Origin of the sequence: Alteromonas sp. KUL49 (assembly GCF_006538345.1) — a bacterium.
Taxonomy (GTDB): Bacteria; Pseudomonadota; Gammaproteobacteria; order Enterobacterales; family Alteromonadaceae; genus Alteromonas.
In genome coordinates, this window is record NZ_BJKL01000001.1 from 376,030 (window position 1) to 402,577 (window position 26,548).

Below are 26,548 nucleotides of genomic sequence, written 5' to 3' on the forward strand. Positions count from 1 at the left end.
TTATTTAACAGAAAAACGAGATACCCCTATGAAACTGTCGAATACTTTAATTCTATTGTTCTGTATCGTAAGCCAGAGTTGTATCAGTTCACATCACAGTGAGGTTACAGCAGGACAAGTAGGAATAGAAATGACATCGCTCATTGGCTTTTTTAATGCCAATGCCTTCAACTCTCGCTCTGGTGCATATTATTCCGAAATTGATAATCGCGGTGAGGTAGTTTCAGATAAAGTCTACACCGTTGCATTAAGTCGTATGATATATGGCCTGGCATATAGCTCACCTACCAATCCGGAAAATCTTTTAAAAGCACAATTAGCCGCGCAGTTTCAACTAAATCATATGTTAGGAGAAGATGAGCACGGGAGTTATTTCTTGTCTTGGGTGAATGTGCCAAACAACAGCTCGTTCAATGGCAATGGTGTGTTGAAAGATGAGAGTCAACAGTTAGATGTATGGCAACAAGCCTATGGTTTGAATGGCTTGGTCGAATTGTACAGACAGACTAAAAACGAACAGCTTTTGTTTACTATAAGAGAGTTGCATAAAGCCTTTGTTAAGCGATTTCGAGACCCCATAAACCTCGGTTTTGTCGGCGCGTACGAAATAGGTCGAGGTCAAATCTCTCAGTCTAAATCTATTCAGTCATTAATGTACCCAGTGACCGCGTATATGGCGAATTTGTGGATGGCAGATGTAGAATATCGGCGAGAATATGAAACCATTCTTAATGAGCACATCACACTTCTCGGGGATATTGGTTGGAATGAGGATTTACACTGGATAAACGTTAAGTTTGACGAGCGCTGGCAGCCCTGTGAGTCTACTCAAGATAATACTTGTAGCAGTGTTAGCCCAGGTCATAATTTTCAATTGGCTGCGCTGTTTTTAAGGGCTTCAGAGTGGCCGTTTATAGCGGCGCAAAAGCGTGTGATACTGCAAGAAAAAGGGCAGAGAATTATTGAGGCCACTCTTGCTAAGCCTATTTATGGCGAGAACGGAATAGCGCAAGGTTTTGCTGGCGGTTTTAACCCGTTAACGAATCAACCAAGTGATATACGAAAAGCATGGTGGCAGCATTGTGAAGCGATTATAGCGCTCAGTCTACAGGATGAATATCACAACGAACGAGATGCATTGCTCGCGTTTTTCTTTGCGCATTTTTTCGATAAGGAATATGGCGGTGAGTTCTTCTTTCTTGATGAACACAACCAGCCTGTCACTTCAGAGTTAAAAGGTAGCATTGGAAAGTCGGTGTACCACACCGTTGAAATGATACGCTTTCTCTAACCTAGTGCGTCGCAATGACCGAAAAAAGCGCTATCAGTGAAAGATAGCGCCGTTGGCCGGTAATTTACTCAGTACCAATGAACTGTAACAGCATCTGAGTTTGTGTTTTCAATAGTTCAGTGTCTTGTCTTGTTTCAACATTGAGTCTGAGCAAGGGTTCGGTATTTGACTGACGTAGATTAAATCGCCAACTATCAAAATTGAACCCTATACCATCGGTAAAGTCTGCACTTGTTGCGGATTTTTCAAAGTGTTGCTTGATTCTCTCCATCGCTTCGTCAGGTGCTTTGTGCTTGATATTAATTTCTCCCGACGTAGGGAACGCGCTTATACGAGCTTCTATCATATCTGCTAAGGTGGTCTGTTTCTGACGCATCAAGTCGGCGATGAGCAACCATGGAATCATGCCAGAATCACAATAGGAAAAGGCTTTGAAGTAATGATGTGCACTCATTTCCCCACCATACACGGCGTTTTCTTTACGCATGCGTTCTTTGATAAATGCATGCCCTGTTTTACACATAACGCCCTTACCATTGTGACGAGTAATGATCCCTTGAGTATTCCAATACAGCCTAGGATCGAAAACAATCTTGTCAGAAGGATTCTTACTTAAGAAGGCATCAGCGAGTAGACCCACAATATAGTAGCCTTCTATAAAATTGCCCTTGTGATCAAATAAGAAACAACGGTCAAAATCACCGTCCCAAGCTACACCGAAGTCTGCGCCGTGTTCAATGACTGCGTCTTCTGTTGCTTTTCGACCCTCTTCTAGCATGGGGTTAGGGATGCCATTAGGAAAGTTGCCGTCAGGTGCGTGATGGACCTTGATAAAAGTAATAGGTACACCCAGCTCATTGAATTTTGACTCAACAGCATCTAGTGCTGGACCAGCAGCGCCGTTCCCCGCATTAACGACGATTTTTAAATGAGACAAGTTGCTGGGTGTAATGTAGGTCATTAAATGGTCGACATAGGCACTACGACTACTATCACGTATATACTTTCCTGAGGTGTGTAATTTTTCTTCATTGATGACGTCCTTGCCACTGATGAAATTATCTTCAGCGTATTGGCCGAGGAGCCAATAGGCTAGTTGAGCATCTATCCATTCACTGTCGTAGTTTTCAGCAATCGCTTTTATGGTATTTAAACCTGTATCTCCACTGACAGGTATGCCTTTTTCTCGCACCAATTTCATGCCGTTGTAGTCAATGGGATTATGACTCGCGGTAACTTCGATACCGCCATTAACTGGCAGGTGCATAGTGGCAAAATACACTTCTTCAGTGCCACACATGCCAATATCTATAACGTTTGTGTTGCCATCAATAAGGCCAGCAGCAAGAGAAAACTTTAGTGCCTCTGATGTGAGTCTTGCGTCTCCGCCCACAACAACAGATTCTGGGCTGAAATGCTCTGCATAGGCACGGCCAATTCTATAGGCAACGTCGGGTGTTAGTTGCGAGCCCAGTTGGCCGCGCACATCGTAGGCTTTAAAACAAGTAAGGGGGTTGGTATTAGTCACGATAAAACATCTCCACTCTGACAATATCAGCCGTATCGCTAAAATTTATAGTCACGTTATTGTGTCCGTCTAAAGACAAGTTGTAGCGACGGGGAATAAGGTAGTCATAGTTAGTTTCTGCAAGGGCGAAATCATCGACTTGTAGCTGGTCAGAATTAATTGGTGTTTTTGAATCACCCAACGCAAAGCTGAGTAAATTAGTATCGCCTCGCTCATAGGCATAAACAGTCATCCCTATTGCTTCTCCAGGTACAATGTAGCGAATACTGCTTCCCTCATTGCCGTGTAATCGACTGTATGCTTCTTTGAATGAGCGATAGTCTCGGGTTTTAATTTCAACTCCTTCACTGTCATCCAAAACAGATAAATTTCGAGCGCCATCAACTAACGTTTTGTAATCTATCGTGATTTCAACAAAGTTTGAGGGTGAAGACTCACCGGCTTGGTTACGTGCTACCACACGATAAAAGTAATGGGCGCCTGTTGATCCATTGGTATCACTGTACAGTGCGAACCCCGGTGTTTCGATATCATCGATATTGTGAGCTATGGTTTTCCAAGGGCCTTCAGCGGAGGTTGAACGTTGAATGTCATAGCCATAAGCACCTACTGACCCCTGCCAACTAAAAATGGGTGATTCAGAGAAGGGGAGGAGTGTTGGAGGCTCCGGCGGGACGATTTCTGGCACCTTTTGGTTTTGAATTTCAAATGCTTTCTGTTGATATAGCGCCAGTAAGTTTCGCTCATCATAGGATTCCCCATCGTCAAAACCAGGCCAGTGATACGCTCGATACAGACCATAACCTACAGGCTCTGAATGGTGGTAAAACCCTCCTTCAGGATGATGCCTACGCAGGCTCCAAATAAAACCGCCTGGAATGGCAGGTTCACTGATTACATAGTCTAAGATTCGCTCAATGCCAGTCGTGCTAATGAAACCAAACTCGCCCAAGAATACGGGCTTTTTACCACCAATCATTTCGACGGTTTTTTTGAGATTGGCAATTGTTTCAGTAGCGTTCGGTTCGTAGTGATGGGTATTGATCATATCTATTGCAGGCTCGTCGATTGAGTACTGCTGTATCCATACCGAATGATCTTCCAAGTGAATGGCGTGAAACCCATCGATGACGAGATGTTTGGGATCTATCGATTTTATATGGCGGGCTATTTCAACTCCCCATTCTGGTGGGTTTTGTAACTCGTTCCCTGTTTCCCATGCCATAATAGTAGGGTCGTCTTTGTAAGGGATCCCTGTGATTGTATTGACTCTGTTAAGTACGAAGGCAATGGTCTGTTTAAAGTCAGCGATAAGTTGTTCGTCAGTCCAAAATTCATCTTCAGTTTTACCACGAAAATCAGCGTAATTGGGCCTTCCGCCCATCCATTGCCAGTTGTTAAGTAATGGAATGACAAGCCTTATTTTGTACTCCCCCGCCAGTGCGATAACCTCATCAAGTTTGCGAAATGCTTCCTCATTGAAAACACCAGGAGCTTCTACATAAGTGATCGCTTCTTTAGGAAAATTTTTGTTGTGTACGGGAATGGTATACGAGCGTACTACGCGCCCACCAAGTTGGTTGATGGTTTTAAATACGTCGTGCAATTCGAATGATGATGGCAATCCATAGGGGTTGGGATTGGTAAATTGCATGTTGTCTTCAACGTAATTGAGTGTAGGCACGTTGAAAGATAAAAATCGAAAAGGCTCATCACCGTCATAAAGCATAGTACCCTCTACGGTAATAAAGTGTTCAAATGCAGGGGCGGTTTTCTCAACTTTCGTTGCGCAACTGGCAAAAGATAGAGAACAGCCCAAGAGAAATATGGCAGTTCGAAAGTTCATTGTAGATCCTTGAAGAAAAAACGGGGCGACAGCCCCGTTTGTTGATGATTACATGCGGTACTGCACACCGAGGGTGATTCGTCGTTCATTGAGGAAAACTTTGTCTAACATGTCTTCCCATTGATAGTACTGACGACGAGTCTCTTCGGTCAGGTTGGTGCCTTGTAGTAACACAGTAAAGTTGTCATTGATGTCGTAGCTCATTGACGCATCGAGATAGAAAGTCGCTTCTCGATATTGTGCTAATTCGTATTCGCCTAAGCGACGAATAGACAAGAAGGTCTCACTACGGTAGTTACCTGCCACTCTGAACTGAAGCTTGTCGTCTTCATACCACAACGCTAGGTTGGCTTGGTGTTCAGAGTTATCAAACATAGGCGTGTCTTCACCATAGTAGTCAGTCTCGTCACTGGTGCTAGGTGAGTAAGTGTAGTTTGCATTTACACCGAAGTTCTGCCAAATGCCATCAAGGAAATCGAAACCTTGTTGGTAGCCGAATTCGATACCTTCAACACTCGCGCCTTCGCCGTTGCCGATGGTGGTAGTTGGTACTAGACCGGTAAACTCCTCAGTGACTAGGTCATAACCACGCACTGTTCCGTCACTATCAGGGATAGGTAGCATCAGTGTCGTATTAGTAATAAACGACTCAATCTCGATGGCAAAAGCTGCAACACTAAGCATGCCTGTGTCACTAAAGTACCATTCGTAACTCGCGTCATAGTTAGTTGAACGCCAAGGTTCGAGTGACGGGTTACCTTGCTGCGACGCAGAGGTTGCACAGAAAACGTCTGAGCCGTCTGGGGCTTGCACATTACACGCTAATATACGAGTTACGTTGATACCGCCTGCCAAGTTATTAGTATTGTGAGGGGTTACCGTTTGACCGAATGACACTCTGAGCACCTGATCATCAGTGAGGTTGAATGCTAAGTTGATCGACGGTAAAAGGTCGTCATAATCTCTTGTCGTATTAATCACTGCTGAGGCAGGTGGAAGCATGCCTAACGCCCCAGACAAGGCGTATTCAACACCGTTGTAGGTGGCAAAACCGTTACTCGCAACATCAGACTGATTAATGTCTAGCTCGGTTTTGACGTAGCGAAGGCCAATATTGCCTCGGTACGTGATATCACCTAGTTCGCCGTCTAAGTTAAACTGAACGTAAGCCTCGGTAGACGTTTCTTCAAGATCATACGAGTTTGCACCATCAGGTGATTGAATGTTTTGACCGTACACTTCATTGTGCCAAGCGAGAGGGTCTGACATTGCATTGGGATCTGCAAAATACAGTGAGCCTAGACCACTGACGCCTTGGAAGTCGCTGATTTGTGTAATGAACCCTTTTTCTTGCAGTGAGGTAAATGAGATAGGGTCAATAAACGATTCTAGCGTTTCAGGCGCCTGACTTGCCGAATCTTTCCAGCGAGATAAGAACGCGTCGCCGTAGGCATTGGTACGCGCTACACCACCAATCCAAGCATTTTGTTCAATGTTGCGAACACCATAGCGCACACCAAAGTCCGCAGATACCACGGGGCCTAGGTCAAACATGTAGGTACCATCGAGGCGCAACACGTCTAGTTCAGCTTCTCGTTGACTACCTGTTAAGTTTGTTGATGTTAGTGAATAGCGATTAACGTTACTACCAAAGACTTCCGACACCATCTCTCCATTGATGTTTTGCTCAGTCGGGAGTGACCATATTTGTGTATCTCCTGAGTAACGAATGCCAACGGGTATCACAGTGAAACCGTCGACAGTGCTACCGTCAGGTAGGGTAGGTGCCACGCCGTCGTATCCCCATGGGTTTACGTCATCAATATCTACGCCACCTTCGCCTTTGTATGTTGCACCTACTTGTGAACCGCTATTGATATAGGCGTCAACAACACTGAGCGCATTGTCGTTTCTTGCTTCACCATGAACCCAACGGAAAGATGCCGTTAAGTTGTCGCCATTGTCATAGCGTAGCTCAAGGTTAGTATTTATAGATTCCTTTTCTATAGCGTCTGCTTCAGAGTGCACCATGGTTCTGCGCGCTTGTAGCACACCTGAATGAAAAGAGTTCAGTGTTCCGCCCAAATCGACTACGTTACCATCATCGTCTTTGGTGAAGTTCTCGTGAGAGGTGAATCCGTCTGCATCAGGGTTGAACCAGCCTGTCACATTCTGCCAAGCTTGAGAGGCAATAAAACCGGCTTGAGTACGAAACTCATCCATATCGGTGTAAAACACTTCACCTAACAATTCAATATTGTCGGTAAGTTGCCATTGAACAGAGCCGTTTATACCTATGCGATCACGCTCTATAAACTGATTAGACGCCTGATGTCCCTGAAAGGCATAGAACACGTCGTCTGTTGAGCCATTGCCGTTAGCATCTACATTGGCAGCTGCGAAATTTGACGCTTCTGCTGCAGCAAAGCCCCAATCATTACCGGTTGAGCCAAACAGATAGTCAGCGAGGTTTTTCTTTGATGCTGTTACCGTGAGTGTCGCACCGAACTCACGGTCTTTGTTATAGCCGATAAAGGTGGAAAAAAGGCTGTCCGTTTCATCGCCCATGGAGCCATCAGTCGCTTCAACTCTCGCGTTAACCGTGTAACCTTCTTCAAGGTCAAAAGGACGATAAGTTCTTAGGTTGATAACACCAGACATACCCGAGGAAATCATATTTGCCTCTCTAGACTTAAACACGTCTAGCCCAGATACCATGGTCGATGGAATGTCTGTAAAGTCTGGTTGAACAGAAGTGACACTACCCGCGGACAACATTTGCTCGCCATTAAGGGTCGTTCCCACCTGATTGATACCGCGAATATTGACCGATGAACCTTCACCACCCGAACGGTTTATTTGAATACCCGTAATACGTTGAAGAGAGTCAGCGATGGTGACGTCTGGCAGCTTACCAATATCTGTCGCAGAGATTGTGTCAGATACGGAATCTGCGTAGCGCTTTTCGTTCATCGACTTGACCAAAGAGCCACGCAGACCACGTACTTGAATTACCTCAACCACGTCTTCTGAAGATGCACTGGTTTCGTCACTTTGCGCGTTCACTGTTGTTGCTGTGCTCATTAGAGCGAGAGCAACACTACATGCCACTAGGCTTTTTTTACCCTGACATACTAAATATTTCATATTCTTTTCCTTATACATCGTGTGCTTAAACCTTGTCGTTTTATAGATTTAAAGACTGGGCGGGACACCCGCCCAATCAGCTCGGTTAATTGAAAACAAGGTTATCGATGTAAAACTTAGAGTGTTCACTGGTAAGGCCTTGGAATTGAACACCAAAACCTTGCAGTTCATTCAAATCAGAGATATCCAGTGATAGGTCAACACCACCACTTGTCACTGCGACCGCACCAGCGTCTCGCCATACACCATCTTGGTCTTTTGCCCACAACTTAGCGGTTACACCATCTGTTGCATCCGCAACGTTGGCCGTAAGTGATAGTGAGGTAACACCGTCAGCGAGTAATATGCCGCCACTTGGGTAGGTTTGAAGAATGACTTCTTGGCCATCTTCAATCGTGGTGTAGCCAGCTAGTGAACGGTTACCCGAAGCAGACCATGCATCAGAAAGTTGAAGTCCTGTCACTGGTGCCCAGTTGATTTGCAGCTCAAATTCACCTGTGTCTTCAAAGCTGTATAGCAGTGTTTCATTACCGTCTGCATTTACACCCATGATGGCGTCAATCAAGAATTTGGCTTGCGTGTTTGCACCGTCAATGCTTTGGAAACGAACACCCATTCCGTTCAATGAAGTTAAGCTGACCGCGTTACCATCACCATCAGTTTGATCCGTAAGGTCAATCATTAACTCAGTGCCACCGTCAGTCAGTGCTGTAGCTTCAGGCCAGCTTTGGTACGCATCACCCTCGCCAGCTTTGTAGAAGATATGTGCGTTAACTGAAGGGCCAGCGTCAATGGCGTTTGCATATACCTTAAGTGCAGTGAAGCCTGTTACATCAATGCCACCCTCTGGATAGGCTTGTAGTACCGCATTGTCAACACTCTCGTAGGCAGTTAAGTCTTTGTAGAGCCCAAATGACTGTCCACCCATGGCAGACCATGCCGATGAAAGTGTGGTGCCACTGGTAGGTCCCCAGTTGATTTGACCGTGCCAGAAAGGGACTTCGGGTTCAAAGTCGTACACCATAGACAGGTTACCGTCATTATCTACTGTTTCCACGCGATCCACGTAGAATTTAGCAGCGGTTTGAGTGGCATCCATACCTTGGAAGCGCACGCCAAGACCATTTAATGAGGTCAATCCTGCGTCAATCACATCTTGTAAAGAGATAGTGAGTTTTGCCATACCGTCAACAAGTGCGTCAGCTGCAGGCCAGCTCTGCACAGCGTCACCTTCACCCGCTTTATAGAAAATATGAGCATTAACTTCGCTGCCAGCGTCAACTGCGCCCACATAAACGTTGATTGCAACTTTGTCTGTAACGTCTAAGCCGCCCGCTGGATAGGTTTGGAACACGACGTTTTCAACAGCATCGTACGTGGTTAAGTCTTTAGTAAGGTTTAGTGCCATCGAACCAGACATTGCCCACATGTTGTTTACATTTAAGCCGTCCGTTGGTGACCAGTTAACCTGTCCTTCCCAGTGGTAAGTGTCAGCTTCGAAATCGGTATAGGTACCTGAAACTTGCTCTCTACCTCCAGGAACATCGGCTAAGTTAAGTACTTTATCGCCAGCATAGAAGGCATCAATATCAGATGGGTTCGCACCTTGTGGACCAATAACTGAGTCTGGGTTCCAGGTTTCAGAGTTCCACGTGATAAAGAATGACCAGTACGCTTTTTGTTCATGCATTAAGGTAACGTCTGGAATAGTGCCAGTTTCTGTTAACGCCACTAGCTTCACGCCGTCGTGACGATCTTTCAATGTGTTGTACTGACTAAAGAAAGTCGCTGATGTGTCATTACGAGGTTCGGCATAGCCGTCGTAACCAACGATGTCTACATAATTGTCACCTGGGTACCAATCGTTGCTTAGTGTTGAAGTATGCGTAAATGTCCAGATAAGGTTATTCAGACCATGAGTATTGGTATAGCGGTCGTACATTAATACCCAAAGGTCTTTAAACGTATCGGCACCAAAGTTACCCCACCAGAACCACGCGCCTTCAGCTTCGTGAATTGGACGCCACAATACCGGGATATCAGCATCAGCAAGCTTCTTCAATTCAACGGCAATAATATCCATATCATCAATAAGCTGTTGATATTCAGCGCTGTCGGTATCAGCCAATGCTGCGGCCAAATCGAAAGTAGTACCATCGCTGTAGAAACTGCCATCGCCGGTAGCTGTGTTACCGCTTGGCGCACGCCAATGCCACAGGGCTGATACGATAATATTACGCTCATTGTGGTGCTTAATGATAGATTCTGATAACCCTTCAAAACTGCCATTGCCGCCTGCATACGATGATGAGTAGTTCATGTAATCAAACGCTACAACTGCAGGCGCATCATCACCTGTGGCATCAAGGATCTTTTGAGTTTCGATAAGTGGGAATTCATCGCCTTCTTTGGTCGGAAACTCAGTTTGACCTGTCAGGGTGTAGTTGAGGTAGTTTTCTCCAAGGTAGCTGACAAGATCTTTTGCAGCTTGCGTTGCATTGGCATTAACTAGCTCTGGTACTACAGGCTTAGGCGGTGGTGTTTCCGCTGAAGGAATCAAAGAAATGCTGTCAATGCGGTAGTAGTTCCAGCCACCACCTACTTCAATGGTGTTTGCACCATCTTTAAGTTCAACAACGCCTACTCGAATTTCTTCCCATGAACCTGTGGCATCGAAGCTAAGTTCATAGTCTACGCCATTAACACTGACACCGGCCATTTTACCGCCGTAGTCTGACGGAATTGCATAGCGGACATTCAGAGTGAATGCACCTTGCACGTCATCTATATTGAAGATAACAGACATACCAGGCTCTAGATCAGCGGTGTGGGTATCCATGTTAGCGCCTAAGATGAATTGGTCATCACCTTCAACGACTAACGACGCACCATTAAGTACGGTAGATGTATCGCTTACATCCAATTGCACCACTGAATCCGGGTCGAATACCGTAATGCTAACAGTGTCGACCAGTGCATCACCATTCTCATCGGTTGCCGCGCTACCGTCGTCATTTAACGCATGAACGTTAAATACCAACGTAGCTGCAAGTACTGTGTCAGGTACGGTAAAAGAGATAGAGTCAGAATTGATATCACCGATATCCATAGTTGGGCCGGCGACTTGTTCCCACTGAATGTATTGACCTGAAACGGTGCCAACCAGTCGACTAGTGAGAGTGACTGAATCGCCAGGCTTCACTTCTTGCCCTTCTGGCGCAATGACATTGAGAGGTTTCGATTCTGGTTCGTAAACTGCGGTTTCTGTATTGAGAGATTCCCCACCTAAACATGCGGTTAGCGAGACGACTAACGCAGATACACCGAACCATCTTGTGAGTTGGTTTGCTTGGTTAAACATTTAATTATTTACCTCAACGCTTTTCACTATTCAGAGAAACTCGACGCATTTCCTTTGCTCCGGGCCATTGAGCATTATTTTGGCATCTAGCTTCTTCGTGGTTGTGCAAAGTGAACCGGTTCACTTTGCTTCTTTAAAAAAACCGGAAGCACTAGTGAAGATAAAGTGAACCGGTTTATTCATGAATGTAAATTAAATCAAAATTGTGAAATACACAACTCCTTTTTTTAACTTTCTGTTAACGATGGAGCTTGATTACATTTTTTTAAGCGAACTGAGGTTATTATTTTTCACTGTTTCCATCCCACGTATCGCTGAGCAATTTCATTGCCGCAGCCACGCGATTTATGGGGCGAATGAGGTCTCCAGTGTCTGATTGAAGCATGTCTTGTTTAATGACTTCTAAGGTGTTGGCCATACTCGCTAACTGCTGAACTGCCTGTACCGTAGGGTCACCCTCAACTTGAAGCTTTTGCTTACTTGAGTAGGTGTTGCATATGTGTTCCCAACGCTCTTGCTCTTGGGCATTCATAACGCCTCGTAAATAACTGAGCTTGAGTAAGTTTTCTTCTGCACCTGTGGTGAGGGTCTGCGCTTCACCTACGTAGTGATCACCAATCAACTGCATCAACTCTTCATGATTCATAACAGCGGAAACCTTTTCCGCCATTTTGTTCATGTTGCGGTAACTTCCCTGAAGTTTGAATGGGGGTTCTACCCGATAATCATCAGCCGTTGCCGCAGATTCAATGTACTGAAGGTTGACCTTGAGTATCACTTTTTGAATCTCTAACAAGTGTTTGAGTACTTGAGTGATCTCGTTTAACTCGGCACCACTGTATTGATGTGATAAATCGGTTGAGGCTATTTGCTCGCCTTCTGCCATAGCAATGAGTTTATACACATCATCCATGTTTCGAAGGGCTAATGGGGCGAGTACAGGGTTAGAGGTTAAGCAGTTCTCTAAATAGCTGAGTGCGAAAACTTTTTCTTTGCCGCCAAGCACATCACCTAGGTTGTAGATATCAGCACGGTTGGCCAACATGTCTGGAATGGTAAACACGTCACCGGATTCTGTGTATGGGTTACCTGCCATTACCACACAGAACTTTTTGCCGCGCATGTCATAGGTTTTACTCTGACCTTTCCACACACCTTCGATTCGACGTGTACCGTCACACAGCGCAATGAATTTCTGTAAAAACTCAGGGTGAGTATGCTGAATGTCGTCAAGATATAGCATGACGTTGTTGCCCATCTCTAGGCCAAGATTGAGTTTTTCTAGTTCTTGTCGCGCTGTGGCGTTAGGTGCGTTGGTCGGGTCGATAGAGGTAACATCATGCCCTAACGACGGGCAATTGATCTTCATGAAAATCAGCCCTAAGCGGTCAGCAATGTACTCCATCAATGTGGTTTTACCATAACCCGGTGGTGAAATTAGCAGTAACAAACCCATGAGGTCGGTACGTTTGTTTTCGCCTACGGTACCCATTTGTTTTGCAAGGTTGTCACCGATAATAGGTAAATATACCTGATCGATGAGCTGGTTTCGCACAAATGAACTCAAAGGCTTTGCCATAAAGCTTTCGAGCTGAAGTTCTTTTCTGCCTTGTTCCATCAGTTCGTGGCGAAGGTCGTGGTAACGCTTAAACTGAACAATGTCGTGGTTAACAAAACGGTTTAATCTGTCGTTAAATTCGTCCAGTGCCACGGTCAGTTTTCCATCGACAATGCGCTTGTGATCTGACAACAAATCACTGAGTGTGAGCTGCAGTTTGATATCAGATGGGCGAGTCGCAAGCCCTTCACCACACAACACCAAACAAGTAGCCTCATCGATATAGTGGGCGAGTTGGCTAAATTGGTCATTCTGTTCACATAAAGCGACCAACCATGCTTGTGTGAGGTTCCACTGCTCAAGTAGTCCCTGGTGCTGACTATGCAGTTCATTTAATTGTGATAAAGCGGTTTGAAACTCCCGCTCGTGCCCTAGTGTTTTTAGAGTATCCTGCATGCCTTGAACTAGCGTTCTCGCACTGGTGCTCGTCACAAAATCAACTTGAGGTTGAGCGAGTTCTAGGCTCAAGTAGTCTGCGCTGATACCAATGTCTGTGGCAGAAAAAGGTAAACCGAAGTTCTCAGTAAATTGCGCGATACTTGATGTTAACTCGGCAATGAGCTGGGTGTAGCCATTTCTGCTATGTAAGGTTTTGGCGAGTATGGCGGCACTGGCGGCCTGACTTTGCCAAATTTGTTGTTGCTGTTTAGTGTGCCCTGCAAATTGCCAAAATAGCACTGCAAGCGCTCGTCCTTTGGGCGAATAGCGCAATGGTCCTGCTTGCTGATGAACGGGTAACATCGCTTGCAGCAAAGCGCTGGTGTCGGCATCGTGAATACCTTTTTCGTAGCCTTCTTGATAGCGTTCTGCTACATATTCACGTATCAGCTTATTGAGTGCTTGTGGTTCAGATGTTAGAGCATAGAGCTTTTCTAAACTAATGCCGTTGCGACTGTGTTCCGCATCTTGAATGATCTGAAACGCTAAGTATTCAAACCGCGATACCTTGTCATTTTCCGACACCAATGCTTGCTGCCAGTAGGGCTGCAAAGCAAGCAATTCCTCAGACTCAATGACCTCGTAGTAGTCGGTACCAATTAGGTGTCGGTACAAGCCGTCATCTTTAGGCAGTAAGGTAAGGTCGAGTTGCTGGCTATTAACACTGAATTTGTGCTTACCGAGCTTGATGACCGAGCCACCGTCTTCAAAAATATCTGACTTATCGCGAAGGCTGCGAATAGCTTGTTCTTTTGCTGCTTTGAGCTTGGCTTGAATATCGTCTGCTTTTATCTGGTCATCTATTTCGCGTAAGCTAGCAACTAACTCACCACATTTGAGTACCATAGGATCGGCGGCGAAATAGGTGTTGAGTTCGTCGTTATCCTGAAAGCTGGTGGCGCGGCGTGTTACGCCTTTGAGAATGCGCTCTGCCGCAGAAAATAGATTCTGCGCTTTGCGCTGACGAGCCTCCATCAAGCTTTGTTTACGGCTTTCAAAAGCACTGTGAAGCTCATCACGCTGTGCCATGATTTCATCGAGGAACTCGTCGTATTCGCTGAACTTGGACTCTAGCTCTTCAAGTTGGATAACCAAACGAGACTGCTGTTCGTCGGCTTTTTCAGGAGTATCCGACACTGCCAATGCATTATTGATACTTTGTGAAAATAGGCGAAATTGGGCGGCAAACTCTGCTTTTGCTTCACCCGATCCCAGTTGAGAGCGGCGTTTGCGACCTTTGGCTTTGATTTGGTTGAGTTTGGCATAAAGCTCTGAAATCGCATCTAGAATTTGCGTACGAACGGTGGCGTCTTCTACCTTCAGACCATTGAGAACTTCAATCAGTAGATCTAAGCCTTCAGACAAGGTATCGAGTTGCTCATTGATAGGGTCAATTTCGACCACAAGTGTAACTTCAGTGATCTGCTTATCTAGATCGGCAATTTGCTGTTCAAAGGGGCCGAGTGCTTCATCAGACGATAAGAAATCTACGGTGGCATCGCTGACTTTATCGAAGGCTTCGGTAACTTCTTCATCCATCGCTTCGATGCGAGGTAAATCAATGTAGCGTTGTTCTTTTAGCGTTATTAGGTGACCGCGCTGTTTTCTCAATCCTGTCAGGCAGTCTACATATTGTTGAGGAGTGTCCCAATTTGCAATGCTGATACTGGATAGCAATGATAACTGGCTCTGTTCAGCTTGCTTAAGCGCTTCTGCCGCTTGTGCGCGGATTTGTTCAACTTTTTCAAATTCGTCGATAACCAGTTCCGCGGTTTCAACGATCTGTTTGATTACCTCGGCTGCGCCTTGCAGTTCATCACTTTCTAACCAGTAGTAGCTATCAAAGAGGCTTTTTGCCCCTCTGATAAGATCTTCATATAGATTTTTGCTAGGCGTTGGATTGGCAACCATACGAATAATGCTGGTGAGGTCGGAAATACCTCGTACTAACTCTTTATTGCCTATACGGCTCAAAAAGCTATCGGTGGTGGGTTGAGCGGCGGCGTATTCCTCACTACTGTAGGGTGTTTCCCACACTTGCATGGGGTGAATTCGAGTGGCCTCAGCTTCTGCATTAAATATTACCGCAGTGCCATTTTTAAATATGCTGTATCCGTGACCGTATATCGGGTTTTGAAGCTCTTTTCGAATAAGGTTGTAGGAATATAGCCCAACGAGTCCATTCTCTGGCTCGTAGAAAATGTACAACACATCCTCGCCATTGGGAGAGCGAATGCTGCGTTTAAAGTTCAACCCATCAATGCGATCAGGAAACGATTTGCTCTCACCGCTCTTAAGGTAATAGCCCCCGGGGAAAATAATGCCGTGGTCTTCGGGTAAAGAGACACAGGCATGCCCAATAGCATCTATTCGCTGTACTTGTAAGGTACGGCTGTTGTACACCAAGTAACGGGCTTCTTTTTCGCGATAAGGAATAATTTTTAGCAGAATCAAACTGCCCACTTGGGCATATGACACATCTGCATCTGCAAGAGACTGGGTTTTGTCTTCAACGGGTTCTTGATAAATGCCCAAACCGTCTTGAGTATTGTTTTCAACCTTTACCGTTAGGTTGCCACCTATGGTTTCAACAAATACAGTATCGAGAATATTGATATGAGGATGGCTGCCCGCTTCGTGCATTTCACGACCAGTGGAGTGCCATTCAAAATCGTGAGAAGGTGCTCGTTTAATGGCGCGTTCACCCCGATTGTCGATGTAATTCGCCGTGCCGTCTTTATTGACTCGCCACTGGAAAACCCGAACATCCTCTATCTTTCGGCCAATTTGAAATACGGCGAAAAGCAAGTCGCCTTGTACTTTGAGTTGAATAAGTCGAGCTTCTTTATAGTAAACGTAAAGCTCGGCAAATTCTTTTACAAACTCTGCTTGGTCGAGGAAGGTACTTGCAATGTCTTGCTCTTCTAACTCAAATCCGCTGTCTGACTGATTGAGCTTATACAGTGAAAATACGTCTTTAACTTGGGTCTCTTTTTTGAGCCCTAAATAAACGTTATAGCCAAACAGTAAGTAGTCACCAACTGGCACAATATCGCGGGCAATACAGTTGTTTTCTGTACGCACCCGCACTCGACCAAGTACGTCTAAACGGGCTTGGCCAAACTCATCAATACGTTGCTGATTAAGATTGTCTGTATGGACTTTTAGCTGGTTGCCTTGTTGTTCAAGACGACCTCTAATCACTTCATAAGCGCCACCCTCAGCAACAGCTGAGGTGACCTGTTCAGTGGCATCTGGTTGCGAATCTGTCGAAGCCATCGCTACTCCCTGTGAATACTCATTAACTGGGGGCTGTAACTTTGGTTACAGCTTACTTGTCTTTATTCCCAAGTAATGATTTCAACTGGTCTAAATCACCATTGTTTTGCAAAAACTTGGCGACCAACGCAGTAATGGCGGTGTCTTTAGCGTTACCGCTCGACTGTCCAAACCCAGCGACGAGCTCTTTAACGTCATCCACAAGACTGGCGTCACCTTCCATGTGTGGTGTAAGTGCTGTGGTTAAGGTATCACTCTTGTTGATGGTGCCATCGATCGCTTTACCTACCGACAGAGATTTTACGAATGAATCAAAGTAAGCGGTGTCACCACCCACAATATCAATATTGGCTTGTTTAAGTGCTTCACTGAGCACACTTGCTTGATGCGAGGCAATATCAACATTGGTGCGAATGGCTTCCATTTGTTCTTCGTGGCGCTTATCAAGTTCCATTCTGAACTCTTCGTGACTGCGCTGTTGTTCAGACATGGTACTCATGGCTTCAAACTTCTTCGTCATGCCTTCAGCTTCAGCAGCTGCCTTCTTCGCAGTGACTTCTGCTTCGGCCACACCCGACTTCTCGATAGCTTCTGCCATGGCTTCTTTTACGCGAACTTCTGCCATACCTTCTTGCTCAGTGGCAGACGCTTTGGCTTCCATAACTTTGGCTTCGGCTAAACCGTCCGCTGCGGCAATGGCCTCTAAACCTTCCGCCTCTTTGCGCTTAGCGATAGCGTTTTTCTCAGCCACTTCTAATTCGGCTTGAGCAATAATGGCCTTTTCTTTGGCAATGTGTTCAGCAGATTTCTCTGCTGCTTCTGCTGCTTTAATGTCTTTGACTAACGCTTCTTCTGCTTGCGCTTCGGCAGCAATAATTTGTGCTTGCTTGTTGCGGTCAGCTTCAGCCACTACGCGAAGTTCGTTAATTTCTTCTTCTTTTTCCGCTACTGTTTTGTCTACTTCAACTCGGCTGCGAATAACGTCAGCAATTTCACGTTTTTCGTGCTCTACCAATTTCTCATTGGCAATGCGTTGCAATGACGCCTCTTTTTCGCGGTCAATTTGCTCTAGCTCGCGGGCTCTTACCACTCGCTCTTCTTCAATCGCTACAGCACGCAATCGGTTATTTTCAGCTACTTCTATTTCGCGCTGTTTGTTTTGCTCTTGTACTTCAATTTCTTGCTCGGCTTGTACGCGAGCTTGCTCTGCTTTTAGCTTTTCTTCGTGTTGAACACGCTCGGTTTCTGCTGCTTCTCGCGCTTGTACGGTTTCTACTTCACGCTTTTGTTTCGCTTCTGCATCAGCTTGCTGACGCTCTAATTCTAGAATCGCTTCGCGAGTTTCCACATCTTTGCGCTTGATTTTCATTTGCTCATCGCGCTCAAAAATGTTGGTTTGAATGTGCTGTTCAGCGGTAAGTTCAGTGATTTTACGAATACCCTGAGAATCCAAAATGTTGTTTGGATCGAGCTTGCTTACAGGCGTTTGTTCAAGGTAGTCAATGGCCACGTCTTCAAGTACATAGCCGTTTAAGTCTGTGCCGATATTATCGATAATCAGATCGCGAAATTTGTCACGCTTGGCGTATAGGTCTTCGAAATCTAGCGACTTACCTACGGTTTTAAGTGCCTCAGAGAACTTGGCACTAAATAGCGCTTCAAGTGTTTCTATATTTGATGCTCGCTCACAACCAATGGCTTGGGCAACTTTTAGTACATCGTCGCTATTTTTATTCACGCGCACGAAAAAGCCTACTTTAATGTCGGCCCGAATGTTATCGCGACAAATCAACCCGTCAGAGCCGTTTCTGTCTACTTCGATGGTCTTCAGAGAGATATCCATCTCTTCCATTTTGTGGAATACAGGCAGTACCACGGAACCTGTGAAGGTGACTTTCGGCTCTGAACGCATAGTGTTTACGATCATTGCTTTCCCTTGCTCTACCTTTCTGTACAAGCTTGCTATTGAAAAGATTAGAATCAATAAAAAGACTAATATTCCACCAGCTAAGGCTAGCCAAAATACAAAATCAGTGCCCATCGAAGAGACTCCTGTTAACTAAGTGATTTATTAAATTGATGATGAACGCATAAGTTCTTCATGCGTTACCACTGAGTACCAGTCGTTTTCTGGTTGATACTCTAACAGCACCACTCGGGTACCTTTTGATATTTCATTGGGAAGTGTGGCGCGTATGGTCAGTACCATACCGTCGTCGGTAGTGGCTTGGCCAAAGGTATCTGTTACCGAGCCTGTTGTAACTGTGCACACAGTGCCAATCAGGCTGTCTTTGCGTACACCTTCGTGAGTAGCAAAAAAGCGCCTGAGCGGTTTGATACAAATAGCCGAAGCTGGAATGGCAAGCAGTAGCGAGACTAAAGCTATTGTTGCACCCGCTGCCGTGGCAGTGAGAATCGGGTCTAAAAAGGAGTTAAAAAACTTCTTACCCACGTAGGTAAACGCTAAGCCATACACATCCAAAAAGGTAATAGCAACGGTAAGTGGAACGCCGTCAAGACCAAGCTTGTTAAGCCAGTCACCAAAGAAGGACTCTCCGTCGGCGTCAATGTCGCCATCGCCAACGTCGAGGATCTCCAAATCAATCATTCCGAGTGCGGCAATAAGCCAAAAAGGCACAATGATCAGTAGTGGAAAGGTATATACAATTAGGGGGAAGCTAAAAAGCTCGCGTAGTAATATGTCCATAATGCGCTAACGACCGAAACGTCCTATTTCCTAATAGCTGGCTGTAAACATTATAATTGAGCGGTAATATTGTCAAAGCAATTTACGTTTCAAAAAATTAACAAGCCATCTGATACGTTAGTTTACAGACCAACATCAAACCAATAATTCGGGTTCTCGGTACCAAGTGCTGTAGGAGTATCCAGTCGAATAATGCGAGTATTTTGCCATTGCGAAAGTGGGAATACGCCTTTGCCGATGGGACTTTGCTTGATTAGCTCGTCTAGCTGACCGCTTTCTGCTAGCGTTGACAAGCCCTCGGATAATCGTTGCGCGAGCGCCAGGTTGCGTTTCCCCACAAAAAAATAGGTGGGAGAGCGGTATTGCAACATAACATCAGGAACAATGGCCAGGTTTGGATGGTCTTTTCTGAAGGCTTCAAACTCTGGTGTTATTTCCTGGATGGCGCGAGGGAAATAATCACAGCGCCCTCGAGAAACCATATCGAACATGGCCTCGAACTTGAGTACCCGCGCCACAATCATCTCGTTGTATTCAAGTATATCTGAGTCGGGCCAGTGAGTGCCCTGACAGGCGATGTAGGAGCGTAATTCATCAAGGTTTTTTACGCTGTTGAGTCGCCCTACATTTGATACATTGGTCAGCAATCGGCGATGACCCATTAGGCCTTTAAGCAGCGGCACTTTTATCGCTATGTATCGTTCTTCGCGTGATTGATTTGTCATAGTATGCATGACATCTAAACCGTTGGGGTCATCGAGAAAAGATAGTGACCGTTCTTGGGAATAGGGTAAATCGACGTTTTCGAGCTGATAGGGGCCGTATTTTTCTTCAGTGACATTCAGCGCATGTATCAATACCAATTTGAAATAATCAACGCTGTCTTGTTGATTTGCATTACTGCTGAGTACCTTTACGGTTGCGATGTTGGTTTCTTGGCTGATACTTGTGAATGAAATCAATAAAACACAGAGGTAAAGACTCGTTTTAACACCCTTTAACATTGGTAACTGCCCCAATTGATCCTGAGGTTAAGTATAGATTGTCTTTACAATTTTGCTCTGATTTGGTTGATGTAGGTTGTGGTTTATCACGTGAAGCCCTAAATAAAATCCACCGTCAAGATTGCTAAAATTTAAGAAATAAAGAGTAAAATCAATTGTCTGACATGACTCCATGGTGAATACTGACGTAGTGCACTATTTGTTGACTCAAAGTGATTTGGGCAAAGCTAAAAAAGGAATGAAAAACTTGAGCATTCGAACCCTATTTATCGTGTTCTCCGTATGTCTGATGTCATGTACTAATGAGACAAAAACGTGGAACGACACCCTCGATAGAATCTCCACAGGTATCGTCAACATACAATTTGATACTCCGGTTTACTTTGATGGAAAACGAAATGCCTCTAGTCAAGCAACGGGTTTTGTCGTCGATGCTGAGCGCGGAATTATTCTCACTAACCGGCACGTTGTGACGCCAGGACCAGCCACATCAGTTGCTATTTTTTCTAATAACGAGGAAGTAGAGCTGGTTCCACTCTATTTCGACCCAGTACATGATTTTGGCTTTTTCTCATACAAGCCAGAGACACTGCAAAATATCAATCCTTACGAGCTCACGCTAAACCCTGACGGCATTAAGGTGGGACAGGAAATACGAATTGTGGGTAATGATGCCGGACAAAAGCTGTCTATTCTCGATGGTACCATTTCTCGCTTAGACAGAAATGCGCCAAATTACGGAGCGAGCGGATATAACGACTTTAATACGTTTTATATTCAAGCGACTACCGCCTCAACAGGAGGGTCATCTGGTTCTCCAGTAGTGAATATTGATGGTGATGTTGTTGCGTTAAACGCAGGTAGCCGAAGAAACTCATCAACCGCTTTTTACTTGCCTCTTGAGCAAATTGTAGAGGCATTAACCCGTATTCAGAACAATGAATCTGTAGCTAGGGGAACAATTCAAACCACTTTCAGCCATACACCATTTTCAGAACTGAAGCGCTTGGGCTTATCCGATGAACAAGCAAATGAATATCGAAGCGCTAAGCCTAGCGCATCAGGTATGTTGGTCGTTGACAGTATTATTCCCCGCTCACCTGCCAGTGAATTCTTAGAAGTCGGAGATATTCTCCTAACGGTTAACAATGACAAGATCACAGACTTTCTCACTTACGAGACCTTTCTTGGAAGTAACGTGGGTGGCAACATTGATGTAACTGTGCTTCGTCACTCTGAAGTGTTGCAAGGCGTCATTGCCGTGGATGATTTAATTAGCTTTAATCCGGTCAAGTTATTCCAGTTTGACGACAGCACGTTCCATACACTTTCCTATCAGCAGGCACGACACTTTAACCGTCCTGTCGCAGGGGTCTATGTCGCTAATTCCTCCTCTGAATTTTCAAAAGCGGGAATCGGATCGGGTACGTTAATAGTGAGTTTAGATGGGGTGACACTCAATTCTGTTGAAGACTTTCAAGCGGAGTTGGCGAAAAAGCCTGAAGGAAGCGAAATGAGCATTCGCTACTTTTCGTTGAGAGATCCAAAGCAAACACACTCTGCTTCGGTAAGAAAAGACGATAAGTGGTTTGCACAACGAGAATGTCGGAAGAATGATGAAGACGGTTTGTGGACCTGTGAATTTCTTGATGACACGAGTCAAGCTTTAGCCGCAGAGGTAACAGAGCCTCACCAAATAAAGTTTTCATTCGATGAAGAGTGGGAAATTGCAAAATCACTGGTAAAAGTGCAGTTCTTCAGACCATTTGCTACTCAGGGCACGTCTGGTGTTGGTCATGCGTCAGGCACGGGACTCATTATCGACAAAGAAAAAGGCTGGGTTATTGTTGATAAGTCATCTGTGTCTAGCATTTTAGGTGATGTAGAAGTTATTTTTAACAATCGCCTCAAAGTCGAAGGAAAAGTGGTTTTTATACACCCACTGCACAACCTAGCGATAGTGAGCTACCCAGTGGAAGAAATAGACTCAGACTACATTGCAGAAGCCGTCATCAGTGATAAACCTGTGGAAATAGGAGCACAAATTATTCAAGTCGGTCTGGATTACGACGGCCGATTTGAAACGAGAGAAACTTATATCGAAACGACTTATGAGTTATGGCTCAACCGCTTTAACGTACCACAATACATTGATCAAAATATTGATGTTATCCATATAGTTGATGCCAATTACGATATTGAGGGAGCGATAGTTAACGAGCGGGAGGAAGTCATTGGTCTTTGGTCCTCATTTAAACATGCAGAAGAAGAAGGAAGCGGCTCTTCTTACAGTGCTGCGGGTATTCCCGCCGACTTGATTCGAGAAACCATTGCGCTCGCTGAAACACAAGCACCACTATATAGTTTAGATTTAACGATGACCTATATCGCTCCCTATGAAGCGATTCAATTAGGCATTCCCGACCACTGGTTAAATAGGATTCTCGAAAGCGACAAAGACAACCAAAAAGTCGTTTATGTGGTAAACGCGCCTTACCAAGAGGATGGAGTGTCAGGTATTCGCCGAGGTGATGTTGTTCTTGCCGTTGATGACGTGCCTGTATCAACCTTCCGAGCTATTGAACAGCTTTCACAGAAGCCGACGGTCATCGTATCTGTGCTAAGGGAGCGTGAAGTTCACTCTGTGGAAGTGGCGACTTCTGCACTCACTGGGATTGATATTGATCGCGTACTTTATTGGTCTGGAATGCGTCTGCACGAACCGCATAGAATGGCTATGCTTCAGCGCGGTATTGCTAATGACGGTGTTTATAGTGCGAGCTATCAGTTCGGCTCTCCAGCAGAGCGATTTAGTATTTACGCCACAAATCGCATAGTAGAGATTGACGGTCAGGCGGTGAATAGTTTGGATGATTTTATCGCCTTGGTAAAAAACCGAGATCACCGCGAAGCTATTACATTGAAGTTACTCGACTTGAATAACAAGCCAATGGTCAAGACAATGAAGTTAGATTATCGCTATTGGCCGTTTTATGAGATGAAGTACGACAATGGAGAATGGCGTAAGATCAACTATCCGGTCGAGCTTTAAATTTTTTGTAATTTTTTTCATACTTTAAAGGTGATAATTCCACCGTCTGCACTACACTTTATAAGGTGTAGTGCAGATAGATGCGGCGTCAACAACAGTAGAGTCCCCACTGTTGCCCCTGATTTTGTTCCAATATTCATCTTCTTTATAGCGTTTATTCATCTGTTAGATGATAACCGTTTGTTTTCTTTGTTAAATTTGTGGTAGTAATATTACTACTTACTGTATATCAGTGTGATTGGTAGAGGATTACCATGACTATATTTACATTTCCAAGTCAGTTCTTGATAAAGCACTTCGGATTGCGTCAAGGATCATATTTACTGCTGGCTGTATGTCTAGTAACCCTTGCGTGCCAGCTCTTGTCTCCGCATTTCTCGCTAGTCTTATTATTTGCCTATCTGATAATAAGTTACGTAATCACCATCATAGGTGGGATTCGAGACTACGAACGGGAGATCGCAACGCTTGTTGAAGGTGATAATCTTGCTCTATTCCCTAAATCTACATCGTTCATTGCGCTAGAACTGCCTTCTGTATACAACTACATAAAATCCCAATCTCGTTTGCTCAATAAGCTAGAAGAGAAGGCCTCTGAAATCGGCTTTTCCTCAGAGCAAGTGATTCAATCTGCTGCGCAGGTGTCAGAAAATGTCACTCATCAATCCGAGGCAACAACAGTTACTGCAGCAGCCATCTCTGAAATGACAGTGTCGTTAGAGCAAGTGGTGAGTAATATTCAGCGGGTTAACCAAAATGCGATAACTGCGAAAAATAATGCCCAGGCAGGTAGTCGTACTATCATCGATTTGTCGAAAGAGTTTGAGGTGGTGTACAAAGACGTTGAGCAAACCCAACAAGCCATGGGTGTGCTTGGTCGATATTCAGATGAAATGTTGACACTTACGGCGTCAATTCAAAGCATTGCTGAACAAACCAACTTACTTGCTTTAAATGCCTCCATTGAAGCCGCTCGTGCAGGTGACGCGGGCCGTGGATTTGCGGTAGTTGCCGATGAAGTGAGAAAGCTCGCAGATGATAGCCGCACATGTGCAGAGACTATTGGTTCAAGTATTAACTCAGTCAATGAACAGCGACAACACGTCATTTCGAGTTTGAACATGGTGATTGAACACGCAAATGATTGTCACGAGCGGGCGATGTCTGCGACCGGATTACTTGAGGGTATTCATCAAGAGTCTGAACAAGTGCAGCAGCAAATCATGGAAATCTCGACGAATACCGAACAGCAACAACAAGCCACTGCTGAAATATCCAATAGCATCGAAAAAGTGGCGGGCAGAGCAGCGGCTAATGCATCAATTGCCAATGAAACCAACGAGGTTGCCAATTACTTACGCGCTATTTCTGCGTAGTAGAGGGTATTTTTAGGAGAACAGTTATGATTTATGGACTCTATGGTGTACTGGCAATCGTTGGCATTATTTTGTTTTTTTCCCGTAAGTCGAGGCTCAAACGTTTACAGGTTGAAACCGTAACGAGTTTAACGAGCTTGCACCGTTTGATCGGCTTTGTGCAAAAGCACCGAGGGATGACAGCCAACTATCTTCAAGGTAATAAAAGTGTACTCAACACACTAAAAGATATTCGCAGAGAGGTTACTACACTTCGCCAGTCGCTTTTACAAAGTGAGACGCTAGTTGAAATGCATCGATGGAAAGCATTTGAAAAAGCTTGGCCTGCATTGGAAAGAGAGTGCGAAACTATGACTCCTCCAGAGAGTTTTAGTGCTCACAAATCGCTTATAGAAAACCTGCTATATTTGTTGGAAGACCTCGCCGATACTCAAACGCTCACGCTGGCTAGAGGTAAGTCTGCGGATGCGACTAATATGCTTTGGCGTGAAATGCCAATGTGTGTCGAGTTTGTTGGGCAGGCTCGGGCAATAGGTGTGGCCGTTACCGTTAAGGGCGAAAGTTCACAGATAGATAGGGTGAAACTAGGTTATCTAAAACAAAAAATAGATGAGCTATCTGTGGCTGTGTTCAGACGACTTTCAGCGTCTGGACATTACTCTGGCAGCCGATTTGATGTAACGGGCGCGAAGATAGCGTGTGAGAATCTAGTCTCCACCATCAACAGTGAATTTATCCGACATGGAAAGGTCGAATTGTCGAGTAATGATTACTTTGAAATGGCGAGTAAGACCATGGATGCAATGAATAAGATAATCAAAGTTGAGATGGCTTCTTTAGCTGCTAAAAGCTAGAACGTAATTTTTTTATATTTATTTAAAACTTTTTTGAACTAACTCACTTTTGTGTCGTCAGAGTATATGTAAGGTCGTTAATGTGTGGTGGCTTTACTGTGTGAAAGTGTGTTTTCTTTGTTAAATGTGTTTTCTTTCGGGGGCTTTTTAGCCCCCTTTCTTTTGCCTAACTGTTAGGTCTAAGCCTCTCCTTTCTGCTATACCTTATTGACTTTGCTTATCATCCCTAATCATTAATTGTCATGGGAGTGTTTGTGCATACAAGATATGCTAGACGCTTGTAATTATGGAATTATTCAACACAGGAACCTCGGTATGACGCGCTTTAAAAGCTCCGTTTTTCGCAAATACCTTTTTGCTTTGTCAGTGATGCCGTTATTTGCAAATGCGGCCATCGAAGATGTATCACCAGAAGCAGTTGGCTTGTCTTCTGATCGTCTAGAGCGCATAGCGCCGGCGATGCAGAGTTATATTGATAGTGGCAAGTTAGCGGGTATGTCTACCCTAATTGCTCGAAACGGGAAAATCGCTCATTTTGAAGTTCAGGGAAAGCGAAACATTGAGCAACAACTCCCTATGGAAAAAGACACCATCTTCCGCATTTACTCCATGACTAAGCCTATTACAGCAGTCGCAGCACTGACATTGTGGGAGCAAGGTAAGTTTCACATGGCCGATCCTATTGCTTGGTATTTGCCTGAGCTAGCTAACTTAAAAGTGTATGTGAGTGGCAGCGGCGAAAATATGGAGCTTGAAGATGCTGAGCAACCGATTCGTATTATTGATCTGTTTCTTCATACCGCAGGCTTTAGCTATGGGTTTACAGACAGTGAGGTAGATAAGTTATATCGCGAAAGCGTTCCTCTTATGGGATCTATGACGTCAGATGATGTACTCAAGCGTCTGGCAACACTACCTTTGAGTCACCAACCAGGAACCGCCTGGCAATACGGCGTGAACATTGATGTCTTAGGATTTCTGGTGGAGCGCCTCTCAGGTAAAAAGTTAGGCGAGTACATGCAGGAGAATAGTTTTTGAGCCTTTGGC

Annotated in this window: 13 protein-coding genes; 5 read left to right on the forward strand and 8 right to left on the reverse strand. The window is 44.8% G+C overall.

Annotation, left to right across the window (positions count from 1 at the left end):
• Positions 1-130: 130 nt before the first annotated feature.
• Positions 131-1,291, forward strand: a complete 1,161-nt coding sequence (locus EYS00_RS01615; RefSeq protein WP_165399281.1) for an AGE family epimerase/isomerase — start codon at positions 131-133, stop codon at positions 1,289-1,291.
• A 64-nt stretch (positions 1,292-1,355) separates the two neighbouring features.
• Here EYS00_RS01615 and EYS00_RS01620 read toward each other — a convergent pair whose 3' ends face one another.
• The 8 genes from EYS00_RS01620 to EYS00_RS01655 all read right to left on the reverse strand — a co-directional run bounded on the left by EYS00_RS01620 (position 1,356) and on the right by EYS00_RS01655 (position 20,219).
• The gene (locus tag EYS00_RS01620) at positions 1,356-2,819 is read right to left on the reverse strand and encodes a phosphomannomutase CpsG (RefSeq protein ID WP_130634825.1); all 1,464 of its coding nucleotides are present in this window, start codon (positions 2,817-2,819) and stop codon (positions 1,356-1,358) included.
• On the reverse strand, positions 2,812-4,665 hold the full coding sequence (locus EYS00_RS01625) for a cellulase family glycosylhydrolase (RefSeq protein ID WP_130634826.1): 1,854 nt from the start codon (positions 4,663-4,665) through the stop codon (positions 2,812-2,814). Before EYS00_RS01625 ends, EYS00_RS01620 begins: the two co-directional genes overlap by 8 nt.
• 48 nt (positions 4,666-4,713) lie before the next feature.
• Positions 4,714-7,812, reverse strand: coding sequence for a TonB-dependent receptor (locus EYS00_RS01630; RefSeq protein WP_130634827.1), 3,099 nt, complete (start codon positions 7,810-7,812; stop codon positions 4,714-4,716).
• An 85-nt stretch (positions 7,813-7,897) separates the two neighbouring features.
• The gene (locus tag EYS00_RS01635; protein WP_130634828.1) at positions 7,898-11,173 is read right to left on the reverse strand and encodes a glycosyl hydrolase; all 3,276 of its coding nucleotides are present in this window, start codon (positions 11,171-11,173) and stop codon (positions 7,898-7,900) included.
• Between the two features lie 283 nt (positions 11,174-11,456).
• Positions 11,457-16,508 (reverse strand): DNA repair ATPase, encoded by a 5,052-nt coding sequence (locus EYS00_RS01640; RefSeq protein WP_130634829.1) that lies wholly within the window; start codon positions 16,506-16,508, stop codon positions 11,457-11,459.
• Between the two features lie 52 nt (positions 16,509-16,560).
• Entirely contained in the window at positions 16,561-18,549 is a 1,989-nt protein-coding gene (locus tag EYS00_RS01645; RefSeq protein ID WP_130634830.1) for a flotillin family protein, read from the reverse strand.
• Positions 18,550-18,579: 30 nt separating this feature from the next.
• Positions 18,580-19,215, reverse strand: coding sequence for an OB-fold-containig protein (locus EYS00_RS01650; RefSeq protein WP_130634831.1), 636 nt, complete (start codon positions 19,213-19,215; stop codon positions 18,580-18,582).
• Between the two features lie 122 nt (positions 19,216-19,337).
• Entirely contained in the window at positions 19,338-20,219 is an 882-nt protein-coding gene (locus EYS00_RS01655; protein WP_141252462.1) for an ABC transporter substrate-binding protein, read from the reverse strand.
• Between the two features lie 247 nt (positions 20,220-20,466).
• Here EYS00_RS01655 and EYS00_RS01660 point away from each other — a divergent pair, with 247 nt between their 5' ends.
• The 4 genes from EYS00_RS01660 (at position 20,467) to EYS00_RS21135 (ending at position 26,539) form a co-directional block, all read left to right on the forward strand.
• The gene (locus EYS00_RS01660; protein ID WP_165399282.1) at positions 20,467-23,271 is read left to right on the forward strand and encodes a trypsin-like peptidase domain-containing protein; all 2,805 of its coding nucleotides are present in this window, start codon (positions 20,467-20,469) and stop codon (positions 23,269-23,271) included.
• A 254-nt stretch (positions 23,272-23,525) separates the two neighbouring features.
• Positions 23,526-24,647 carry a methyl-accepting chemotaxis protein gene (locus EYS00_RS01665; protein WP_130634834.1) on the forward strand — a complete coding sequence of 374 codons (1,122 nt, stop codon included), beginning with the start codon at positions 23,526-23,528 and terminating at the stop codon, positions 24,645-24,647.
• A 26-nt stretch (positions 24,648-24,673) separates the two neighbouring features.
• Positions 24,674-25,501, forward strand: a complete 828-nt coding sequence (locus EYS00_RS01670; protein WP_130634835.1) for a nitrate- and nitrite sensing domain-containing protein — start codon at positions 24,674-24,676, stop codon at positions 25,499-25,501.
• A gap of 315 nt (positions 25,502-25,816) precedes the next feature.
• Positions 25,817-26,539: a serine hydrolase gene (locus tag EYS00_RS21135; RefSeq protein WP_307723727.1), complete on the forward strand. Its 723-nt coding sequence runs from the start codon at positions 25,817-25,819 to the stop codon at positions 26,537-26,539.
• Positions 26,540-26,548: the final 9 nt, after the last annotated feature.